The organism is Pseudomonas sp. FG35, assembly GCF_057809295.1.
Genome location: NZ_JBMDJR010000003.1, coordinates 212969 through 228888, shown reverse-complemented (window position 1 = coordinate 228888; position 15920 = coordinate 212969). Strand labels below are relative to the sequence as shown.

Annotated in this window: 17 protein-coding genes; 4 read left to right on the top strand and 13 right to left on the bottom strand. The window is 61.3% G+C overall.

The window, feature by feature from the left end; translation table 11 throughout:
- Position 1: 1 nt before the first annotated feature.
- Positions 2 to 607 carry a LuxR C-terminal-related transcriptional regulator gene (locus ACODTD_RS07515; protein ID WP_489104678.1) on the bottom strand — a complete coding sequence of 202 codons (606 nt, stop codon included), beginning with the start codon at positions 605 to 607 and terminating at the stop codon, positions 2 to 4.
- 114 nt (positions 608 to 721) lie between these two features.
- Between ACODTD_RS07515 and ACODTD_RS07510 the strand changes: the two genes are divergently transcribed.
- Complete coding sequence (locus ACODTD_RS07510; protein ID WP_489104677.1) at positions 722 to 2359, top strand: ATP-binding response regulator; 1638 nt, start codon at positions 722 to 724, stop codon at positions 2357 to 2359.
- On the opposite strand, the gene yecR is transcribed toward ACODTD_RS07510, so the two are convergent.
- The 6 genes from yecR to ACODTD_RS07480 form a co-directional block, all read right to left on the bottom strand.
- Positions 2331 to 2639, bottom strand: a complete 309-nt coding sequence (yecR, locus tag ACODTD_RS07505) for a YecR family lipoprotein (protein ID WP_489104676.1) — start codon at positions 2637 to 2639, stop codon at positions 2331 to 2333. The two genes, ACODTD_RS07510 and yecR, sit on opposite strands and share 29 nt — an antisense overlap.
- A 60-nt stretch (positions 2640 to 2699) precedes the next feature.
- On the bottom strand, positions 2700 to 3014 hold the full coding sequence (locus tag ACODTD_RS07500; RefSeq protein WP_011334628.1) for a hypothetical protein: 315 nt from the start codon (positions 3012 to 3014) through the stop codon (positions 2700 to 2702).
- Between the two features lie 180 nt (positions 3015 to 3194).
- Positions 3195 to 3638, bottom strand: a complete 444-nt coding sequence (locus tag ACODTD_RS07495) for a hypothetical protein (RefSeq protein ID WP_489104675.1) — start codon at positions 3636 to 3638, stop codon at positions 3195 to 3197.
- A gap of 674 nt (positions 3639 to 4312) precedes the next feature.
- Positions 4313 to 5491, bottom strand: coding sequence for a cystathionine gamma-synthase (locus ACODTD_RS07490; protein ID WP_011334626.1), 1179 nt, complete (start codon positions 5489 to 5491; stop codon positions 4313 to 4315).
- Positions 5488 to 6864, bottom strand: a complete 1377-nt coding sequence (locus ACODTD_RS07485; RefSeq protein ID WP_489104674.1) for a pyridoxal-phosphate dependent enzyme — start codon at positions 6862 to 6864, stop codon at positions 5488 to 5490. The genes ACODTD_RS07490 and ACODTD_RS07485 overlap by 4 nt, the downstream gene beginning before the upstream one ends.
- A 259-nt stretch (positions 6865 to 7123) precedes the next feature.
- Positions 7124 to 8059 (bottom strand): Ppx/GppA family phosphatase, encoded by a 936-nt coding sequence (locus ACODTD_RS07480; RefSeq protein ID WP_011334624.1) that lies wholly within the window; start codon positions 8057 to 8059, stop codon positions 7124 to 7126.
- A 295-nt stretch (positions 8060 to 8354) separates the two neighbouring features.
- On the opposite strand from ACODTD_RS07480, the gene ACODTD_RS07475 reads away from it, so the two are divergent.
- Positions 8355 to 8615: a ParD-like family protein gene (locus tag ACODTD_RS07475; protein WP_011334623.1), complete on the top strand. Its 261-nt coding sequence runs from the start codon at positions 8355 to 8357 to the stop codon at positions 8613 to 8615.
- Positions 8612 to 9403 carry a type I methionyl aminopeptidase gene (gene map, locus ACODTD_RS07470; protein ID WP_201819198.1) on the top strand — a complete coding sequence of 264 codons (792 nt, stop codon included), beginning with the start codon at positions 8612 to 8614 and terminating at the stop codon, positions 9401 to 9403. Before ACODTD_RS07475 ends, map begins: the two co-directional genes overlap by 4 nt.
- 61 nt (positions 9404 to 9464) lie before the next feature.
- Here the strand turns inward: map and ACODTD_RS07465 are convergent, their stop codons facing one another.
- From ACODTD_RS07465 to ribBA, 5 genes are all read right to left on the bottom strand, one after another.
- Positions 9465 to 10619, bottom strand: a complete 1155-nt coding sequence (locus ACODTD_RS07465) for an ABC transporter ATP-binding protein (protein ID WP_221614515.1) — start codon at positions 10617 to 10619, stop codon at positions 9465 to 9467.
- A gap of 16 nt (positions 10620 to 10635) precedes the next feature.
- Positions 10636 to 11445, bottom strand: a complete 810-nt coding sequence (locus tag ACODTD_RS07460; RefSeq protein ID WP_007957396.1) for an ABC transporter permease — start codon at positions 11443 to 11445, stop codon at positions 10636 to 10638.
- Between the two features lie 6 nt (positions 11446 to 11451).
- On the bottom strand, positions 11452 to 12396 hold the full coding sequence (locus tag ACODTD_RS07455; protein WP_011334620.1) for an ABC transporter permease: 945 nt from the start codon (positions 12394 to 12396) through the stop codon (positions 11452 to 11454).
- Entirely contained in the window at positions 12393 to 13418 is a 1026-nt protein-coding gene (locus tag ACODTD_RS07450; RefSeq protein WP_064597261.1) for an ABC transporter substrate-binding protein, read from the bottom strand. The genes ACODTD_RS07455 and ACODTD_RS07450 overlap by 4 nt, the downstream gene beginning before the upstream one ends.
- Before the next feature lie 394 nt (positions 13419 to 13812).
- Positions 13813 to 14922 (bottom strand): bifunctional 3,4-dihydroxy-2-butanone-4-phosphate synthase/GTP cyclohydrolase II, encoded by a 1110-nt coding sequence (gene ribBA / locus ACODTD_RS07445; RefSeq protein ID WP_197868054.1) that lies wholly within the window; start codon positions 14920 to 14922, stop codon positions 13813 to 13815.
- Positions 14923 to 14987: 65 nt separating this feature from the next.
- Here ribBA and ACODTD_RS07440 point away from each other — a divergent pair, with 65 nt between their 5' ends.
- Positions 14988 to 15281, top strand: a complete 294-nt coding sequence (locus tag ACODTD_RS07440; protein ID WP_201819200.1) for a DUF1330 domain-containing protein — start codon at positions 14988 to 14990, stop codon at positions 15279 to 15281.
- Positions 15282 to 15398: 117 nt separating this feature from the next.
- Here the strand turns inward: ACODTD_RS07440 and ACODTD_RS07435 are convergent, their stop codons facing one another.
- A complete protein-coding gene (locus tag ACODTD_RS07435; protein WP_201819201.1) occupies positions 15399 to 15665 on the bottom strand; it encodes a short-chain dehydrogenase in 267 nt (88 codons plus the stop codon).
- Between the last annotated feature and the right edge of the window lie 255 nt (positions 15666 to 15920).

Below are 15920 nucleotides of genomic sequence, written 5' to 3'. Positions count from 1 at the left end.
GCTAACCCGCTCCGGAATACTTGACTGCCGCCGCAGCCCGCGACGGCACGTTGAGCACCCGCAACAACGACGACACATGAATCCGCACCGTGAACGGCGAAATATCCAGTTCACGGGCGATTTCCTTGTTGGTCTTGCCTTGGGCAATCAGCCGCAGCACCTCTTGCTGACGCGGGGTGAGGGCGGTGCCGGTGTCCAGCGGCAGCAGGCCGGACGGGGCGAATTTCACCAGAACCTCACCTTCACGAATCGCCCGGATCGCCTGACCGATTTCGTCGGGGGCGATGTTCTTGCCGATGAATCCATCGATGCCGGCGGCCATGACTTCGCCGATCAGTGCTTCGTCATCGACCATCGACACCACGATCAGGGTGGTTCGCGGCAAACACCGGCGCAGTTCAGCGAGCTGGGTCACACAGGTCAGGCCGGGAAAGCGCAGGTCGAGGATCAAGGTGTCAGGCTCATCGCCCGCCGGCAGCAGGGCGAGCACGGTGTCCAGGTCGCCGGCTTCTTCGATCAGGGCTTCGGGCAGCAGACGCTGGACGGTGCGCAGCAGCGCTTCGCGAAACAACGGATGATCGTCGGCTATGATGATTCGGCACGCCATGGCAAAACCCTCCCTGGGTCAGCATTTCTCACGGCATGCACCTTAGCACCGGGCGAAGGCATTGCCTGTTGATTCGTGCTGTTTATGACGACTGCCGCACAAGGACGTTCCACCATGAAGTTCGAAAAGAACACCGAGCTCGACCAGGCCAATCTGCGCATCATCATCGCCAGCATCGCCCTGGTTTACATGGCCGTGCTCGGTTTCCTGCCGGGGCAGCGCTTCGATACTTATCTGCCGGTGGTCACCTACATTTCCCTGTTTCTGCTGGCCTCCGTTGTGCTTCGTCAAGTCATCGTGCGCTGGCCTGGGCATTATCCGGCGCGGCGGATTTTCGGCATGCTCCACGATTACACCGGCACCAGTTTCGGGCTGGTGGTCGGCGGCGAGGCGGCGTTGCCCATCTATGCCGTCATGGTCTGGGTCAATCTCGGCAACGGCATGCGCTACGGCTCGCGCTACCTGGCGATCGCCACGGTGCTGGCATTGCTGGCGCTGTTGGCGGTCTATCGATTGACGCCGTACTGGCAGGCGCAACCGTTCATGGTGCTGATGCTGATGATCACCAGCACGGTGATTCCGGTGTATGCGCACCTGTTGCTGGAGCGTACGCGCAAAGCATCGGAAGAAGCGGTCGCTGCGAACCTTGAGAAGTCGCGTTTCCTGGCCCAGGCCAGTCATGACCTGCGTCAGCCGATCCACTCCATCGGGTTGTTTACCGCGTGCCTGCGCGAATCGAGGCTAGGCGAGGAGGAGCGGCGGCTGGTGGACAGCATTGACCGTTCGCTGCTCAACGTGTCGCAGCTGTTTCGCTCGATTCTCGATCTCTACACCCTCGACAACGGGCGGATTCTGCCCCGGTTGCAGACGCTTGAGCTGGGTGAATGGCTGGCGGATCTGATCCGCCAGAACGCCGAAGCCGCACGCTGGGCGGGTGTCGAACTGCGCTTGCGGCCTTGCGAACACTGGGTGCGCACCGATCCGGCGTTGCTCGCGACGATGGTGCAGAACGTGCTTTCCAATTGCTTCAAATACGGCGCGCACCGGCCGGTGCTGATCGGTGTTCGCAAGCGCGGCGCGGGGTTGGCCATCGCGATCTATGACCGCGGCAGTGGTATCGCCGAAGAGCATTTGCCCAAGGTGTTCGAGGAGTTTTATCGGGTGCGCCAGTTGCGCGACAAGGACGTTGAGGGCGTGGGGCTGGGACTGTCGATTGTCCGGCGTCTGGGGCAGTTGATCGGTGTCGACGTTGCGATCCGCTCACGGCTGGGGCATGGCACGGCCGTGACCTTGTATGGGCTGCCACTCGCATCGCCGCAGGTGCCGGTCAATCGTGAAGAGGCTCGACAGGTCGGGTTGCTGACAGGGCTGAAGGTGTGTCTGGTGGAAGATGATCGTAACGTTCTGTTGGCGACGTCGGCGTTGCTCGAGCGTTGGGGTTGCCTTGTGCAGGCCGAACTCAGCGGACAGGGCCTGGTCACGGACTGCGACATCATCGTCGCCGACTATGACCTCGGCTCTCACAGCACCGGTATCGAGTGCATCGACGAGGTTCGTCGTCAGCGCGGTTATGCGGTGCCGGCCATGATCATCACCGGGCACGACATCGAAAAAATCCAGGCGGCGCTGCATGACCGCCAGATCGCCATTCTGTCCAAGCCGGTACGCCCGGCCGAGCTGCGCGCGACCCTGCGTGCGCTGCGCGACCGGCAGACCGAAGTGGTCAGCGCTTACACAGATAGTCCTGCGTGATGGTGGTTTGCAGGCAGTTGTACTGGCCCATGGTGCGGCAGATGTTTTTCTCCGAGCCCGATACTTCGGCGCTCTTGTAGCCCCAGATCTTGCAACGGCCTTCAGCCGTGGCCAACCCTTGAGCGGCGGAGGTTTGCCCGCTCTCGAACTGGCCCAGTTCATAGGAGACCTGGACAACGCCGTCGGTCTTGCTGCCGCCGGTGGCTTCCCATTGCTTGGGGGTGGCGCAGCCGGTCAGAACGATGGCTGCGAGGCTGAGGGTGGCGATGAGTGTTTTCATGATCGAGCGCAATCCTTTACCGGATGAGAAGAGGCATTTGAACGGTTTTTCTGCACCGGATTATTGGTACGGAATCGGCGACGCGCCTTTGGGCAGGCAAGACAGCGGAGGCGTCATGATGCCCATGCTGGCCACTGCGATGATCGCGCCGCTGGGCAGCTCGCAGTTGTATTCGCCGGCGGCGGTGTAGGCGGTGTAGTAGGTCAGCGTGCTGTCGTTGCGGATGTTGCCGATCTTGGTCACTGGTTGGCCGATGACGGTCTGGGCGCGTTCGCGCATGCTGTCTTCGGTGGGTTTGGCGGTCTGGCAACCGCTGGCGCCGAGGAGCAGGGCACCGAGAATCGAGATCCTGGCGAGGCTGAGCTGCTGTTTCATGGTGTTTCTTCCTTGGTGTTGTTGTTTTTCCAGGCACAACGATCCCGCGCACTGCGCAGCGGCAATGTTGGGGAGCGTCGGGGGTTGCGAGGGAATATAACGCCAGGGATCGGGGTGGTCGATTAGCACAAATGTGCTAGTGCGGCGCAACCAGCGGTGGGCTGGTTGCGCCGATAGCGGTTATTGAGGACTGTTGAACTGGTCGGAATAGCTGCCGCTCATAAGGGCCGAAGCGACCTGGTCCGAACCAACGCCTGCGCGGGAGTAGGCGAGCCGGTTGGCACCGACCTTGTCTGCGCCATCGGCGGCGAGGGCGCCTGCGCCGACGTGATCCGCGCCATCGGAAGCAACGGCTCCGGCGCCGACGTGATCGGAGCCGTCAGAGGCAACAGCACCAGCGCCGACGTGATCCGCGCCATCGGAGGCAACGGCGCCAGCGCCAACGTGATCGGAACCGTCAGAAGCAACGGCGCCAGCGCCAACGTGATCGGAGCCGTCGGAGGCAACTGCTCCGGCGCCAACGTGGTCCGCGCCGTCAGAAGCTACCGCGCCAGCACCGACATGATCGGAGCCGTCAGAGGCAACGGCGCCGGCGCCAACATGATCCGATCCATCAGAAGCCACCGCCCCCGCCCCCACATGATCCGCCCCATCCGACGCCAATGCCTGCGCCTTCGCAGCCCAGACATTGGGCATTGCCACCGTTGCTGCAACTGCCAGGACAAGGCCCGGCCAAAGCGTATGCTTCATGATGTTCTCCACGCCCCATCAGCCACACAGCAACCGAGCATTAGCCGTCATTCGTTCATTGACGGAAGGCTCGTCGGCCCGGGGTCAACCAGATTGGTGAATGGCACGGGGGCACCGGAGGGTGCACGGGTGTCGACGGTTTACAGGAAATCTGGACAGCGAACTGAAAAGTATAGTTCGCCCTTGGCGGGAGGCAGGCTGAAGGGCCGTGAAGGCGATAGTCGGTTCGCTTCCTTGCAGATCGGGGTTAGAAAACAATCAGTCTAAAAAACGCGTAGCGCAATGCAGCGTGTTTGCTAGGCTCAAGAATGTAGGCGAAGACGCAGACTGATGCGCAAGCGGATAGCGAGGAAGCGTTGGGCGCGTTCCGAAGGGTACACGGTTAGAAAGAACCCCGCGCTGGGTTCCAGCCCTTATGCCGTGTGAAGCAGCAGAGCACATTGCCTGTACTGTGGGAGTCCTGAGAAACCTCGTAAGCCAGAGACCAGCACTGGCCGCCTACTCAAATACCAAAGCCCGCCTCGCGCGGGCTTTGACGTTTTCCGGCGTTAGATACTGGCCAACGCCTGCGCCAGATCCGCACGCAGGTCCTCGATGTCCTCGACGCCCACCGACAGACGCACCAGGCTGTCACCGATGCCAAGTTTGGCGCGGGTTTCCGCCGGAATGGTCGCGTGAGTCATGATCGCCGGGTGCTCGATCAGGCTTTCCACACCACCGAGGCTTTCGGCCAGGGCGAAGATCTGCACGTTCTCCAGGAAACGCCGGGCGCCTGCCAGATCACTGTTCAGATCCAGGGAAATCATTCCGCCGAAACCACGCATCTGACGCTTGGCCAGTTCGTGTTGCGGGTGGGATTCCAGACCCGGGTAGTAGACGCGTTTGACCTGCGGCTGCTGCTCCAGCCAGCGCGCCAGCTCCAGCGCGTTGCTGCAGTGACGCTCCATACGCAGCGCCAGGGTTTTCACACCGCGCAGGGTGAGGAACGCGTCGAACGGGCCGGAGATGGCGCCGACGGCGTTCTGCAGAAAGCCCAGACGTTCGGCCAGCGCAGGATTGTCGCCAACGACCGCGATCCCGCCGATCACGTCGGAGTGACCGTTCAGGTACTTGGTGGTCGAGTGCAGCACGATGTCGAAGCCCAGTTCCAGAGGACGCTGAATCCATGGGCTGGCAAAGGTGTTGTCGGCCACGCAGATGATCCCGCGGGCCTTGCAGATGCGCGCAATGGCGGCGAGGTCGGACAGGCTCAGCAGCGGGTTGGTCGGGGTCTCGACCATGACCATGCGCGTGTCGTCCTGCAGCGAGGCTTCGAACGCTGACAGATCGGCCAGATCGACGTAGCTGAAACGATGCCCGGCACTGCGCTGGCGCACCTTGTCGAACAGGCGGAACGTGCCACCGTACAGGTCATTGCCGGACACGATGTGCGAGCCGGCATCGATCAGTTCGAGTACGGTGGAAATCGTCGCCAGCCCGGACGCGAAGGCGAACGCCTGGGTGCCGCCCTCCAGATCCGCCACGCAGCGCTCCAGGGCAAAACGCGTCGGGTTGTGCGAGCGGCCGTAGTCGAAGCCCTTGTGCACGCCGGGGCTGTCTTGCAGGTACGTGGAGTTGGCGTAGATCGGCGGCATCAGCGCGCCGGTGGTCGGGTCCGGCGTTTGCCCGGCGTGGATCACGCGGGTGGCGAAGCCTTGTTGACGGGCGTTCTTGTCGTGCTGGCTCATGCCAGGGATCTCCGTAATTGATTAAGCATGTCGACGCGGGTGATCAGGCCGTGGAAGCCTGAAGCGTCGGCGATGATGGCCACCAGGCCGCTGCTGAGTACGGCTTCCAGTTCAGCCAGCGTCGCGCCGGGGGCGAGGGTTTGCAACTTGTCGGTCATCGCGCTGGAAACGGGTTTGCTGAAGAGCGAAGCGTCTTCGTGCACACGCACCAGAATGTCCGACTCGTCGATCACACCGACCAGTTGCTTGCCATCCACCAGCACCGGCAGTTGTGAAACGTCGGCCAGGCGCATGCGCTGGAACGCGGTCATCAGCGTATCGTCCGGGCCGACGCTGACGACTTTGCCGTCTTCGAAGCGTCGGGCAATCAGGTCGCGCAGGTCGCCGTAGCGTTTGCGCTGCAGCAGGCCCTGATCGGTCATCCACTGGTCGTTGTAGACCTTCGACAGGTAGCGAGTCCCGGTGTCGCAGACGAAGCTGACCACGCGTTTCGGCTCGGTCTGTTCGCGGCAGTAGCGCAGCGCGGCAGCGAGCAGGGTGCCGGTGGACGAACCACCGAGAATGCCTTCGGCTTTCAGCAGCTGGCGCGCGTGATCGAAGCTTTCCTCGTCGCTGATCGAGTAGGCGTTGCGCACGCTCGACAGGTCGGTGATCGACGGAATGAAGTCCTCACCGATGCCTTCCACCGCCCACGAACCTGCGGTGCCGAGATGCTTGCTGCGGCTGTATTCAGCCATCACCGAACCGACCGGGTCAGCCAGGACCATTTCCAGATCCGGTTGCACGCGCTTGAAGAAGCGGGTCAGGCCGGTCAGCGTGCCGGCCGAGCCAACGCCAACCACGATCGCGTCGAGGTCATGCTCGGTCTGGGCCCAGATTTCTGGTCCAGTGCTGCACTCGTGGGCCAGTGGGTTGGCGGGGTTGTTGAACTGGTCGGCGAAGAACGCGCCGGGAATGTCCTTGGCCAGACGCGCGGCGACATCCTGGTAATACTCGGGATGGCCCTTGCCGACATCGGAGCGGGTGATGTGCACTTCGGCGCCCATGGCTTTGAGGTGCAGGACTTTTTCGGTGGACATTTTGTCCGGCACCACCAGCACGACGCGGTAGCCCTTGGCGCGGCCGACCAGGGCCAGGCCCAGACCGGTGTTGCCGGCGGTGGCCTCGACGATCGTGCCGCCGGGTTGCAGGCGACCATCGCGCTCAGCGGCGTCGATCATGGCCAGACCGATGCGGTCCTTGATCGAACCGCCGGGGTTTTGTGATTCAAGTTTGAGAAACAGGGTGCAGGGACCGGTATCGAAGCGGGTGACTTGTACCAGCGGCGTATTGCCGATCAGCCCAAGTACGGCAGGGCGTGAATCCTTTGACATCTCTTCACCTCTTTGTGGTGTTGATCGCGTTCCATTCGCGGGGAAAAAGCTCGCGTGCAACATAGGCTCAGACCTGCGCTGTCGCAACCTTTAAACGGCCGGAAATACTGCCATTTCGATCTAACGATAGAACGAAATCAGCGAGGGGAAGGAAGTGATTTGCAGGGGTTTATACGCAGGCGTCATCGAGTATTGAAAGGGCGTCTTCGCCGTCACGAACCGCTTGATCCGGCAGTGAAAATCCTGCAGCAGAAATCGCTCAGTGGTTGCTCATCAGACCGTGCAGCACGCCCAGCCGCAAGCCGGGTTCGGACGGCACCATTTGCGAGATGCCGAACACTTTGAATGCTGCCAGCATGACCACCAGACCGCCGGGCAGGATGCTCTGGCGATGGGGTTGCAGGCCGGCCAGTTTCAGCTGTTGAACATTGCTGACTTCCAGCAGGCGTAACGACAGCCGCAACAGGCCGCCGTAGGTGATGCCGCTCTCGCCATGATCGTTCAGGCGATTGGCCTTGAGCACTTTGGCGAGCATCCGCGCGGTGCCCGAGGAGCCGATGGTCTGCTGCCAGCCCTGGGCGCGATAACGGCGGGCGACTTTTTCGAATTGCAGGATGGCTACGCGTTCGGCTTCTTGCAGGGCGCCGGGGGAAATCTCACCGTTGCGAAAGTAGCGGGTGCTCAAGGTGCCGCTGCCGAGGGCGATGCTTTCGGTCAGGAGCGGTTGTGATCCCTGGCCGAGAATCAGCTCGGTGGAGCCGCCGCCAATGTCGACCACCAGACGCATGTCATCGGCGACCGGCAGGGTGTGGGCCACACCGGCGTAGACCAGACGCGCTTCTTCATGCCCGGAAATCACATCGATGCGAAACCCCAGATGCCGCTCCGCACTGGCCAGGAACAGCTGCGCATTGTCGGCCTCGCGCACCGCGCTGGTCGCGACTGCGCGCACGCGACCGGGCTCGAAACCGCGCAGCTTCTTGCCGAACCGCGCCAGCGCCTGCCAGCCGCGATCCAGCGCCATTTCGTCGAGCGCCCGACCGTCGAAGCCTTCCGCCAGCCGCACCGGCTCACGCAAGGTTTTGACCTCCTGAATCATGAAGCCCTTTCTGCTGCGTACCGACTGGCCGATCATCATGCGAAAGGCATTGGAACCGAGGTCGATGGCGGCAAATAGAGAGGTGTCTTCTTTCATGGGGATCCTTGCAAATCATCCGTCGGGAGGCGCGGGACGGTTTGCGAGAATTCTGCCGTGGGTTCGATGACAGCCTGATGACGCGGGCGGGGCGGTTCGGTGAATTAATCGCTGTCATGACACTGTCATTATCGGCTGCCCATACTTGGCCCCAATACATCGCGTGCTTTTCATGATTCGGCTGCCTACTGGGCAGCTTTTTTTTGCCTGCGATTTACCGGGCACGCAACGTTTGCAATCCCGAGCGACACACGATTAATATACGATCCATATACACTTCGTATCGGATATTGCCATGGGCATCGTAAAGATTTCAGAGGACATGCACGAGAATCTGCGCATTTCCAGCAACGCACTCAGCCGCTCGATCAACGCGCAGGCCGAACACTGGATGCGCATCGGCATGCTCGCCGAGCTGTATCCCGACCTTGATCACCACGCCATTTGCCGGTTGCTGATTCGCGCCGAACAGTCGGGCGGTCTGGATCTGCAGCAAGTCTGTGCCCTGGCGGATGCCGCGCAGAACGCCTCGGTCAAAGAGGCGGCCAAGGCATGAGAAATCCGATCAAGATCAACACCCAGGCCGAAATCGCCCAATCCCGAGAGGCCGGCAGACTGGCCGCCGAGGTGCTGGCAATGCTGGTGCCGCACGTCAAGGCTGGCGTCACCACCGACCAGCTCGACCAGTTGTGCAACGACTACATCGTCAATGTGCAGAAGGCGATTCCGGCTAACGTCGGTTATCACGGCTTTCCGAAAACCGTTTGTGCGTCAGTCAACGAAGTGGTCTGCCACGGCATTCCTTCGAAGCGCGTGTTGAAGGATGGCGACATCGTCAACCTCGACATCGCGGTGATCAAGAACGGCTGGTTCGGCGATACCAGCCGCATGTACGTGGTCGGTGAGCCGACGCCCGAGGCTCGGCACCTGATCAAGACAACCTACGACGCGATGTGCGCGGGCATCCGCGTCGTCCGACCGGGCGCCACGTTGGGCGACATCGGTCATGCGATCCAGACGCTGGCGGAGAAGGAAGGGTTCAGCGTGGTGCGCGAGTATTGCGGGCACGGGATCGGCAAGGTTTATCACGATGAACCGCAGGTGCTGCATTATGGTTATCCAGAGCAGGGCTTGAAGTTGAAGGCGGGGATGATCTTCACCATCGAGCCGATGCTCAATGCCGGCAAGCGGCATGTGAAGAGTCTGGCGGATGGCTGGACGGTGGTGACCAAGGATCAGTCATTGTCGGCGCAGTGGGAGCACATGATTGCGGTGACTGACGACGGGTTTGAAGTGTTGACGGCTTGGCCGGATGAGATTGAGGGCTTTAAAGCCATTGTCTGAAAAAATGGCCACCGCAACCCGACGTTGCGGTGGCCAGAAGTGACACGCAGTCTCTATTGAATCAGTGCGCGCCGGCGGCTTTGTTCAAATCACTCTCGGCCCACTCGGTATAGACGCAAGCATCCGCCGTCGCCCAACGCACCCGAACCGGATCCCCAGCCTTCAGCGGCATCCCCGCCGCCGACAATGCTTTCACGGTCATGGACGTGCCACCCGACGTCACCACACTGCAAGTCTGGCTCTCACCCAGAAACAACACCTCGACCACCTTCGCCGAAACCTCATTCCAGCCGGCCGCCAATGGCTCGTCATTCGCCTGCTGCACACTCAACGCCAACGCCTTTTCCGGACGCACCATCAGCAGCACATCCTGACCGGTCGGCAATCCAGCGGTCAGGCGAATCGACAGCGACTGCCCCTCAAAACTCGCCGCCGCATTGCCCTGCGCCTTGAGCTTGAGGAAGTTCGAGTTACCCAGAAACGACGCCACAAACGCATTTGGCGGATTCTGATAAAGGTCATAACCGCTGCCGAGCCCGACAATCTTGCCGTGACTGAAAATCGCAATGCGCTGGGACAGGCGCATGGCTTCTTCCTGGTCGTGGGTCACGTAGACGATGGTGATGCCGAGGCGGCGGTGCAGCTGGCGCAATTCATCCTGCAGGTCTTCGCGCAGTTTCTTGTCCAGCGCACCGAGCGGTTCGTCCATCAGCAGAATGCGTGGCTCGTAAACCAGAGCGCGAGCGATGGCAACCCGTTGCTGCTGGCCACCAGAGAGTTGCGAAGGGCGGCGATGGGCAAATTGTTCGAGCTGCACCAGTTTCAGCATCGCATCGACGCGTTTGTCACGCTCGGCTGCCGCGAGTTTGCGGATCGCCAGCGGGAACGCGATGTTGTCGCGTACCGACAGATGCGGGAACAGCGAATAACGCTGGAACACCATGCCGATGTCGCGCTTGTGCGGCGGCACGTTGACCAACGACTGGCCGTTGACCAGGATCTCGCCGCTGCTCGGCGTTTCGAAACCGGCGAGCATCGACAGCGTGGTGCTTTTGCCCGAGCCGCTGGAGCCGAGAAAGGTGAGGAATTCGCCGTCCTTGATGTCCAGCGAGATGTTGTCCACGGCGGCGAAATCGCCGTAGTGCTTGTTCAGGTTGCGCAGGCTGACCAGGGGTTTGTCGCTCTGCTGGGATGCGTCTTTGATCACGGCACTCATGTCGTACTCCTGGCGCTCAGGCGCTGATTTCGTTGCGCCGGCGCAGCGCGGCGGCGATCACCATGACCAATACCGACAGGCCGATCAGCAGCGTCGAAGCGACGGCGATCACGGGCGTCAGGTCCTGGCGCAGGGTGGTCCACATTTTCACGGGAAGGGTTTGCAGGGTCGGGCTGGCCATCATCACGCTGAGCACCACTTCGTCCCACGAAACCAGAAAGGCGAAGAGGGCGCCGGCCACCATCCCCGGGCGGATCGCCGGGAAGGTCACCTTGAACACCGCTTGCAGGCGTGACGCACCGCAGATCACCGCCGCGTCTTCAATCGACTGATCGAACAGCTTCAGCGAGTTGATGATCGAGATGATGGTGAACGGCAGCGCGACGATCACATGGCTGACGACGAAGGCGAACATCGTGCCGGTGTAGCCGAGCTTGAGGAACAGCGCGTACACCGCCACGGCGATGATCACCAGTGGCACGATCATCGGCAGGGTAAACAGGCCGTAGAGCATTTCCCGACCGGGGAAGCGTCCGCGCACCAGCGCAAAGGCAGTCGGTAAACCCAAGGCGACAGCGCAGATCGTGGTCAGCACCGCGACCTTGAGGCTGGCCAGCGCTGCGCTCATCCAGTCGGCGTTGGAGAAGAACTGCACGTACCATTTCAGCGTCCAGCCCGGTGGCGGGAACACCAGCCACTGGGACGAACCGAACGACAGCAGGACAATGAACACGATCGGCAACAGCAGGAACAGGCCGATCAACCCGGTGGTGAAATACAGGCCGAAGCGCATCCGGCGACTCATGGCATTGGGCGTCAGGAGCATGTTGGCTTACCTCGCGTGACTGGCGCCAACCGGGGATTCCGGCTGCAGCTTCAGGTAGACGTAGAACAGAACCAGCGTGATGACGATCAGCAACGCGGCGCCGGCGCTGGCCAGGCCCCAATTGAGGAACGACTGCACCTGCTGAATGATGAATTCCGGCAGCATCATGTTCTGCGCCCCGCCCAGCAGCGCCGGGGTGACGTAGTAACCGAGCGACATCACGAACACCATCAAGCCGCCGGACGCCAGACCCGGCCGGCACAGCGGCAGGAACACCCGAAAGAAGTTGGTCCACGGGCTCGCGCCGCAGATCGAGCCGGCCTGCAGGATCATCGGGTCGATGGCCTGCATGGTCGCCTGCAACGGCAGCACGATGAACGGAATCATGATGTAGCTCATGCCGATCACCACGCCGGTCAGGTTGTGCACCATTTCCAGCGGCTGATCGATGATGCCCATCGCCATCAAGGCTTTATTGATGACACCCGAAGCCTGCAACAGCACCAGCCACGAATAGGTGCGGGCCAGGAGGCTGGTCCACATCGACAGCAGCACGATGTTGAGGATCCAGCGGCCCCAGCCACGCGGCACCAGGGTGATTGCCCAGGCCAGCGGAAAGCCCAGCAGCAGGCTGAACACCGTCACCAATCCCGCTACCGAAAAGGTGTTGAACAGCACCCGGGCGTAGGCCGAGTTAGCGAACAGTTGCTCATAGTTGCCGAGGCCCGGCACCGGTTCCAGCACGCCGCGCAGCAACAAACCAATCAGCGGGGCGAGAAAGAACAGACCGAGGAACAACAGCGCCGGCGCGAGGTTGCCGGCGCCGCGCCAGCGTTGCTTGAGGGACGGGGCGTGCGCCATTGCACTCGCCTTGCCGGATGCCAGGCCGGCAGCGCTCGGGGCGCTCCCGGTGGCAGTGGAGGGACGGGATGCGGTGGCCGCCATTTTCATTTGACCAGCCATTCGTTCCACCGTGTCGCGATGGCCGGACCGTTCTTGGCCCAGTACGCGAAATCAAGAGTGATCTGATCCTTAGCGTAGGCAGTCGGCAGGTTCGGGGCCAGCGTCGAGTCCAGACGCGCCACGCTGTCGACGTTGACCGGGGCGTAAGCGGTCAGGTTGGAGAAGTCGGCCTGGCCCTTCGCGCTACTGGCGCTGGCCAGGAACTTCATCGCCGCGTCCTTGTTTTTCGAGCCCTTTGGCACCACCAGAATGTCGGCCATGACCAGGTTCTGTTTCCAGCTTACGCCGACCGGTGCGCCGTCTTCCTGCAGGGCGTGAATCCGGCCGTTCCAGAACTGGCCCATGCTCGCTTCACCGGAGGCCAGCAGTTGCTGCGACTGCGCGCCGCCGCCCCACCAGACGATGTCTTTCTTGATGGTGTCGAGTTTCTTGAAGGCGCGATCCAGATCCAGCGGGTAGAGCTTGTCGGCCGCTACGCCATCGGCGAGCAGGGCCAGTTCCAGTACACCGGGGCTCGGCCATTTATAGAGGGCGCGTTTGCCGGGGAAGGTCTTGGTGTCGAACAGCGCGCTCCAGTCCTGCGGCTTGTTGGCGCCGAGTTTGCCCTCGTTGTAGCCGAGGACGAAGGAGAAGAAGAATGAGCCGACGCCGTAGTCGCTGACGAAACGCGGGTCGATCTTGTCGCGCTGGATCTGTTTGAAATCGAGGGGTTCGAGCAGGCCTTCGGCAGCGGCGCGCAGGGCAAAGTCGGCTTCGACGTCGACCACGTCCCATTGCACGTTGCCGCTTTCGACCATGGCCTTGAGTTTGCCGTAGTCGGTCGGGCCGTCCTGCACGACGGTGATGCCGCTGGCCTTGCTGAACGGATCGGCCCAGGCCTGTTTCTGCGCATCCTGGGTGCTACCGCCCCAGCTGACAAAGTTCACACTCTCGGCGGCCATCGCGGCCTGACCGGTCACGCTCAGCAGTCCCGCGAAAAAGATCGCGGTTGCAGCTTTGTTCAACACCATTTTTACGCCCTCATTGTTGTGTTTTTGAGCGGGCTTGCGTTGTTGCCCGCCTGTCGGGAGCAGTAGCTGGACGGTTTTTCAGGTCGTCCGGTCTATGGAATATCATATTATGGTATTCCAAACTTTGTGCAAGCACTTTGCCTTACCGGCTATCTGGCGGCTTATGGTTTTTGAGGTGTTCGATGTGGGGATTTTGGCTGGATTTTAGATCCGACCCCTCACCCCAGCCCTCTCCCGGAGGGAGAGGGAGCAGATCTCTATGCTGTTCAAAACTCGAGTTCGACTCTGAGTTTCAGGTCGATGTATAGCGGTAAAACAACTCGGTCGGCTCCCTCTCCCTCTGGGAGAGGGCTGGGGTGAGGGCAGCATTAGCCGCTTGAAATGCAACATCGAATCACTCGGTAAACGGAATGCTCTCTACCACCTCAAGATCGTACCCAGTCAACCCGGCATACTTCAGCGGCGGGCCCAAGTGGCGCAGCTTGCCTACGCCCAGGTTCTGCAGAATCTGCGCCCCGGTGCCGACCTCCGAATAGATCCGCGATTGCGAGCGACTGAACTGTCGAGGCGGCTGAGTCAGTTGCGGAATGCGCTCCAGCAGCGCCTGGGACGACTCATGATTGGCCAGCACCACGACCACGCCATGCCCTTCGGCCGCGACCCGTTGCAGCGCTGCCCACAACGTCCAGTTTGTCGGCCCGCTGTACTCGGCGCCGACCAGATCGCGCAACGGATCGATCACATGCACGCGCACCAGCGTCGGTTCCTCACGGCGCAATTCGCCCATGACCATCGCCATGTGCACGCCGCCCTCGATGCGGTCCTCGAAAGTGATCAAACGAAAGGTGCCATGCACCGTCGGCAACTCCCGTTCGCCGATGCGCTCAATGGTGTGTTCGGTGCTCAGGCGATAGTGGATCAGGTCGGCGATGGTGCCGATCTTGATCCCGTGCTGGCGCGCAAAGACTTCCAGGTCCGGGCGGCGGGCCATGGTGCCGTCGTCGTTCATCACTTCGACGATCACCGAGGCGGGCGTGAACCCGGCCAGCCGCGCCAGATCACAACCAGCCTCGGTGTGACCGGCGCGGGTCAACACACCACCTTCCTTGGCGCGCAGCGGGAAGATGTGGCCTGGCTGCACCAGGTCTTCTGCGCGTGCGTTCGGCGCAACCGCAGCGGCCACCGTACAGGCGCGGTCGGCGGCGGAAATGCCGGTAGTCACACCGACCGCCGCTTCGATGGAGACCGTGAACGCGGTGCTGAATACGCTGCCATTGCTCGGCACCATTTGCTCCAGTCCCAGGCGCTGGCAATGATCGTCAGTCAACGTCAGACAAATCAGGCCCCGAGCCTCACGGGCCATGAAACTGATTGCCTCGGGCGTGCAACGGTCGGCGGCCAGCAGCAGGTCACCTTCGTTTTCCCGATCCTCGTCATCGACCAGCAACACCATTTTGCCAAGGCGATAATCTTCGATGATTTCTTCGATGCTGTTGAAGGCCATGCTGGACTCTCGATGTGGATGAAATTCGTGGTATACCATAATACAAAATCAACCAAGAGGTCACTATGAAGGCGTACTGGATTGCTCACGTGGACATCACCGATCCCGATCACTACAGCCAATACACCCAGCGCGCGCCGAAAGCGTTCGCCGAGTTCGGCGCGAAGTTCTTGGCCAGAGGCGGGCGCAGCGAAGCAATGGAAGGGCGGACGACGCCGCAGCGCAGCGTGGTGATCGAGTTCGACAGCTACGAGAAGGCGGTGGCGTGCTATCGCTCGGCGGCGTATCAGGAAGCGAAAAGCTATCGCGAGGAGTGGGCGCGGGCGGAGATCGTTATTGTGGAAGGGATGGCGCCGTAAGCGCTTGTTTACGATTCCAGAGGAACTGGCGAATCGATGGTGGCTGCGATCTTTTGATGCTCTTTTTCGTAATCAGAAGATCGCAGCTATCAGCGGTTAAGGGCTGTGATTCTTTGCTCAGGCTTGTGCTTGAATCTGCCGCCCTAATACATCCATTACATCACAGCCGTCACGAAGCAAAATCGCTGCTGCGTGGGCGAGTTGCTGCACATCGACACCCTTGGCAGCTGAAATATCCAGGCTGGCGAGGCTTTCCATCATCTGTGTAGCTGCCAAAAACCTGCTCGCCGCGCTGCTGTGCAAAACGTCCAGCGGTGCCAGTGTTGAGACCAGGAGCACTGGAATGCTGTCTTCGTTGTGGGTCATTGAAATGTGGGTATTCATACGCCAGCACCTGCCTGAAGATTGCCTGTGAAGGTTCTTCTCAGCGCTATCGACATATTGTCGACTAGGAATTGTCTGAGTCGATCGCGGCGAGTGTAGGGGATGAGTTCTATGGTCGATTCCGTCATGGGTGTAGCTCCGTAAGATCCAGTAGAGCTGCCACAAAAACGCCGTCAAACGAAATTGGGTGGCAACTGTGCGTGGGTTGACGGACCGGCTCTCACGGACACCGGCGCACCCGAAGATGCCCCGCGC

Excerpts from the sequence above, each read along its gene's own strand:
- ACODTD_RS07515 (WP_489104678.1), bottom strand. The coding sequence starts at position 607 with ATGGCGTGCCGAATCATCATAGCCGACGATCATCCGTTGTTTCGCGAA.
- ACODTD_RS07510 (WP_489104677.1), top strand. The coding sequence starts at position 722 with ATGAAGTTCGAAAAGAACACCGAGCTCGACCAGGCCAATCTGCGCATC.
- yecR (WP_489104676.1), bottom strand. The coding sequence starts at position 2,639 with ATGAAAACACTCATCGCCACCCTCAGCCTCGCAGCCATCGTTCTGACC.
- ACODTD_RS07500 (WP_011334628.1), bottom strand. The coding sequence starts at position 3,014 with ATGAAACAGCAGCTCAGCCTCGCCAGGATCTCGATTCTCGGTGCCCTG.
- ACODTD_RS07490 (WP_011334626.1), bottom strand. The coding sequence starts at position 5,491 with ATGAGCCAGCACGACAAGAACGCCCGTCAACAAGGCTTCGCCACCCGC.
- ACODTD_RS07485 (WP_489104674.1), bottom strand. The coding sequence starts at position 6,864 with ATGTCAAAGGATTCACGCCCTGCCGTACTTGGGCTGATCGGCAATACG.
- ACODTD_RS07480 (WP_011334624.1), bottom strand. The coding sequence starts at position 8,059 with ATGAAAGAAGACACCTCTCTATTTGCCGCCATCGACCTCGGTTCCAAT.
- ACODTD_RS07475 (WP_011334623.1), top strand. The coding sequence starts at position 8,355 with ATGGGCATCGTAAAGATTTCAGAGGACATGCACGAGAATCTGCGCATT.
- map (WP_201819198.1), top strand. The coding sequence starts at position 8,612 with ATGAGAAATCCGATCAAGATCAACACCCAGGCCGAAATCGCCCAATCC.
- ACODTD_RS07465 (WP_221614515.1), bottom strand. The coding sequence starts at position 10,619 with ATGAGTGCCGTGATCAAAGACGCATCCCAGCAGAGCGACAAACCCCTG.
- ACODTD_RS07460 (WP_007957396.1), bottom strand. The coding sequence starts at position 11,445 with ATGCTCCTGACGCCCAATGCCATGAGTCGCCGGATGCGCTTCGGCCTG.
- ACODTD_RS07455 (WP_011334620.1), bottom strand. The coding sequence starts at position 12,396 with ATGAAAATGGCGGCCACCGCATCCCGTCCCTCCACTGCCACCGGGAGC.
- ACODTD_RS07450 (WP_064597261.1), bottom strand. The coding sequence starts at position 13,418 with ATGGTGTTGAACAAAGCTGCAACCGCGATCTTTTTCGCGGGACTGCTG.
- ribBA (WP_197868054.1), bottom strand. The coding sequence starts at position 14,922 with ATGGCCTTCAACAGCATCGAAGAAATCATCGAAGATTATCGCCTTGGC.
- ACODTD_RS07440 (WP_201819200.1), top strand. The coding sequence starts at position 14,988 with ATGAAGGCGTACTGGATTGCTCACGTGGACATCACCGATCCCGATCAC.
- ACODTD_RS07435 (WP_201819201.1), bottom strand. The coding sequence starts at position 15,665 with ATGAATACCCACATTTCAATGACCCACAACGAAGACAGCATTCCAGTG.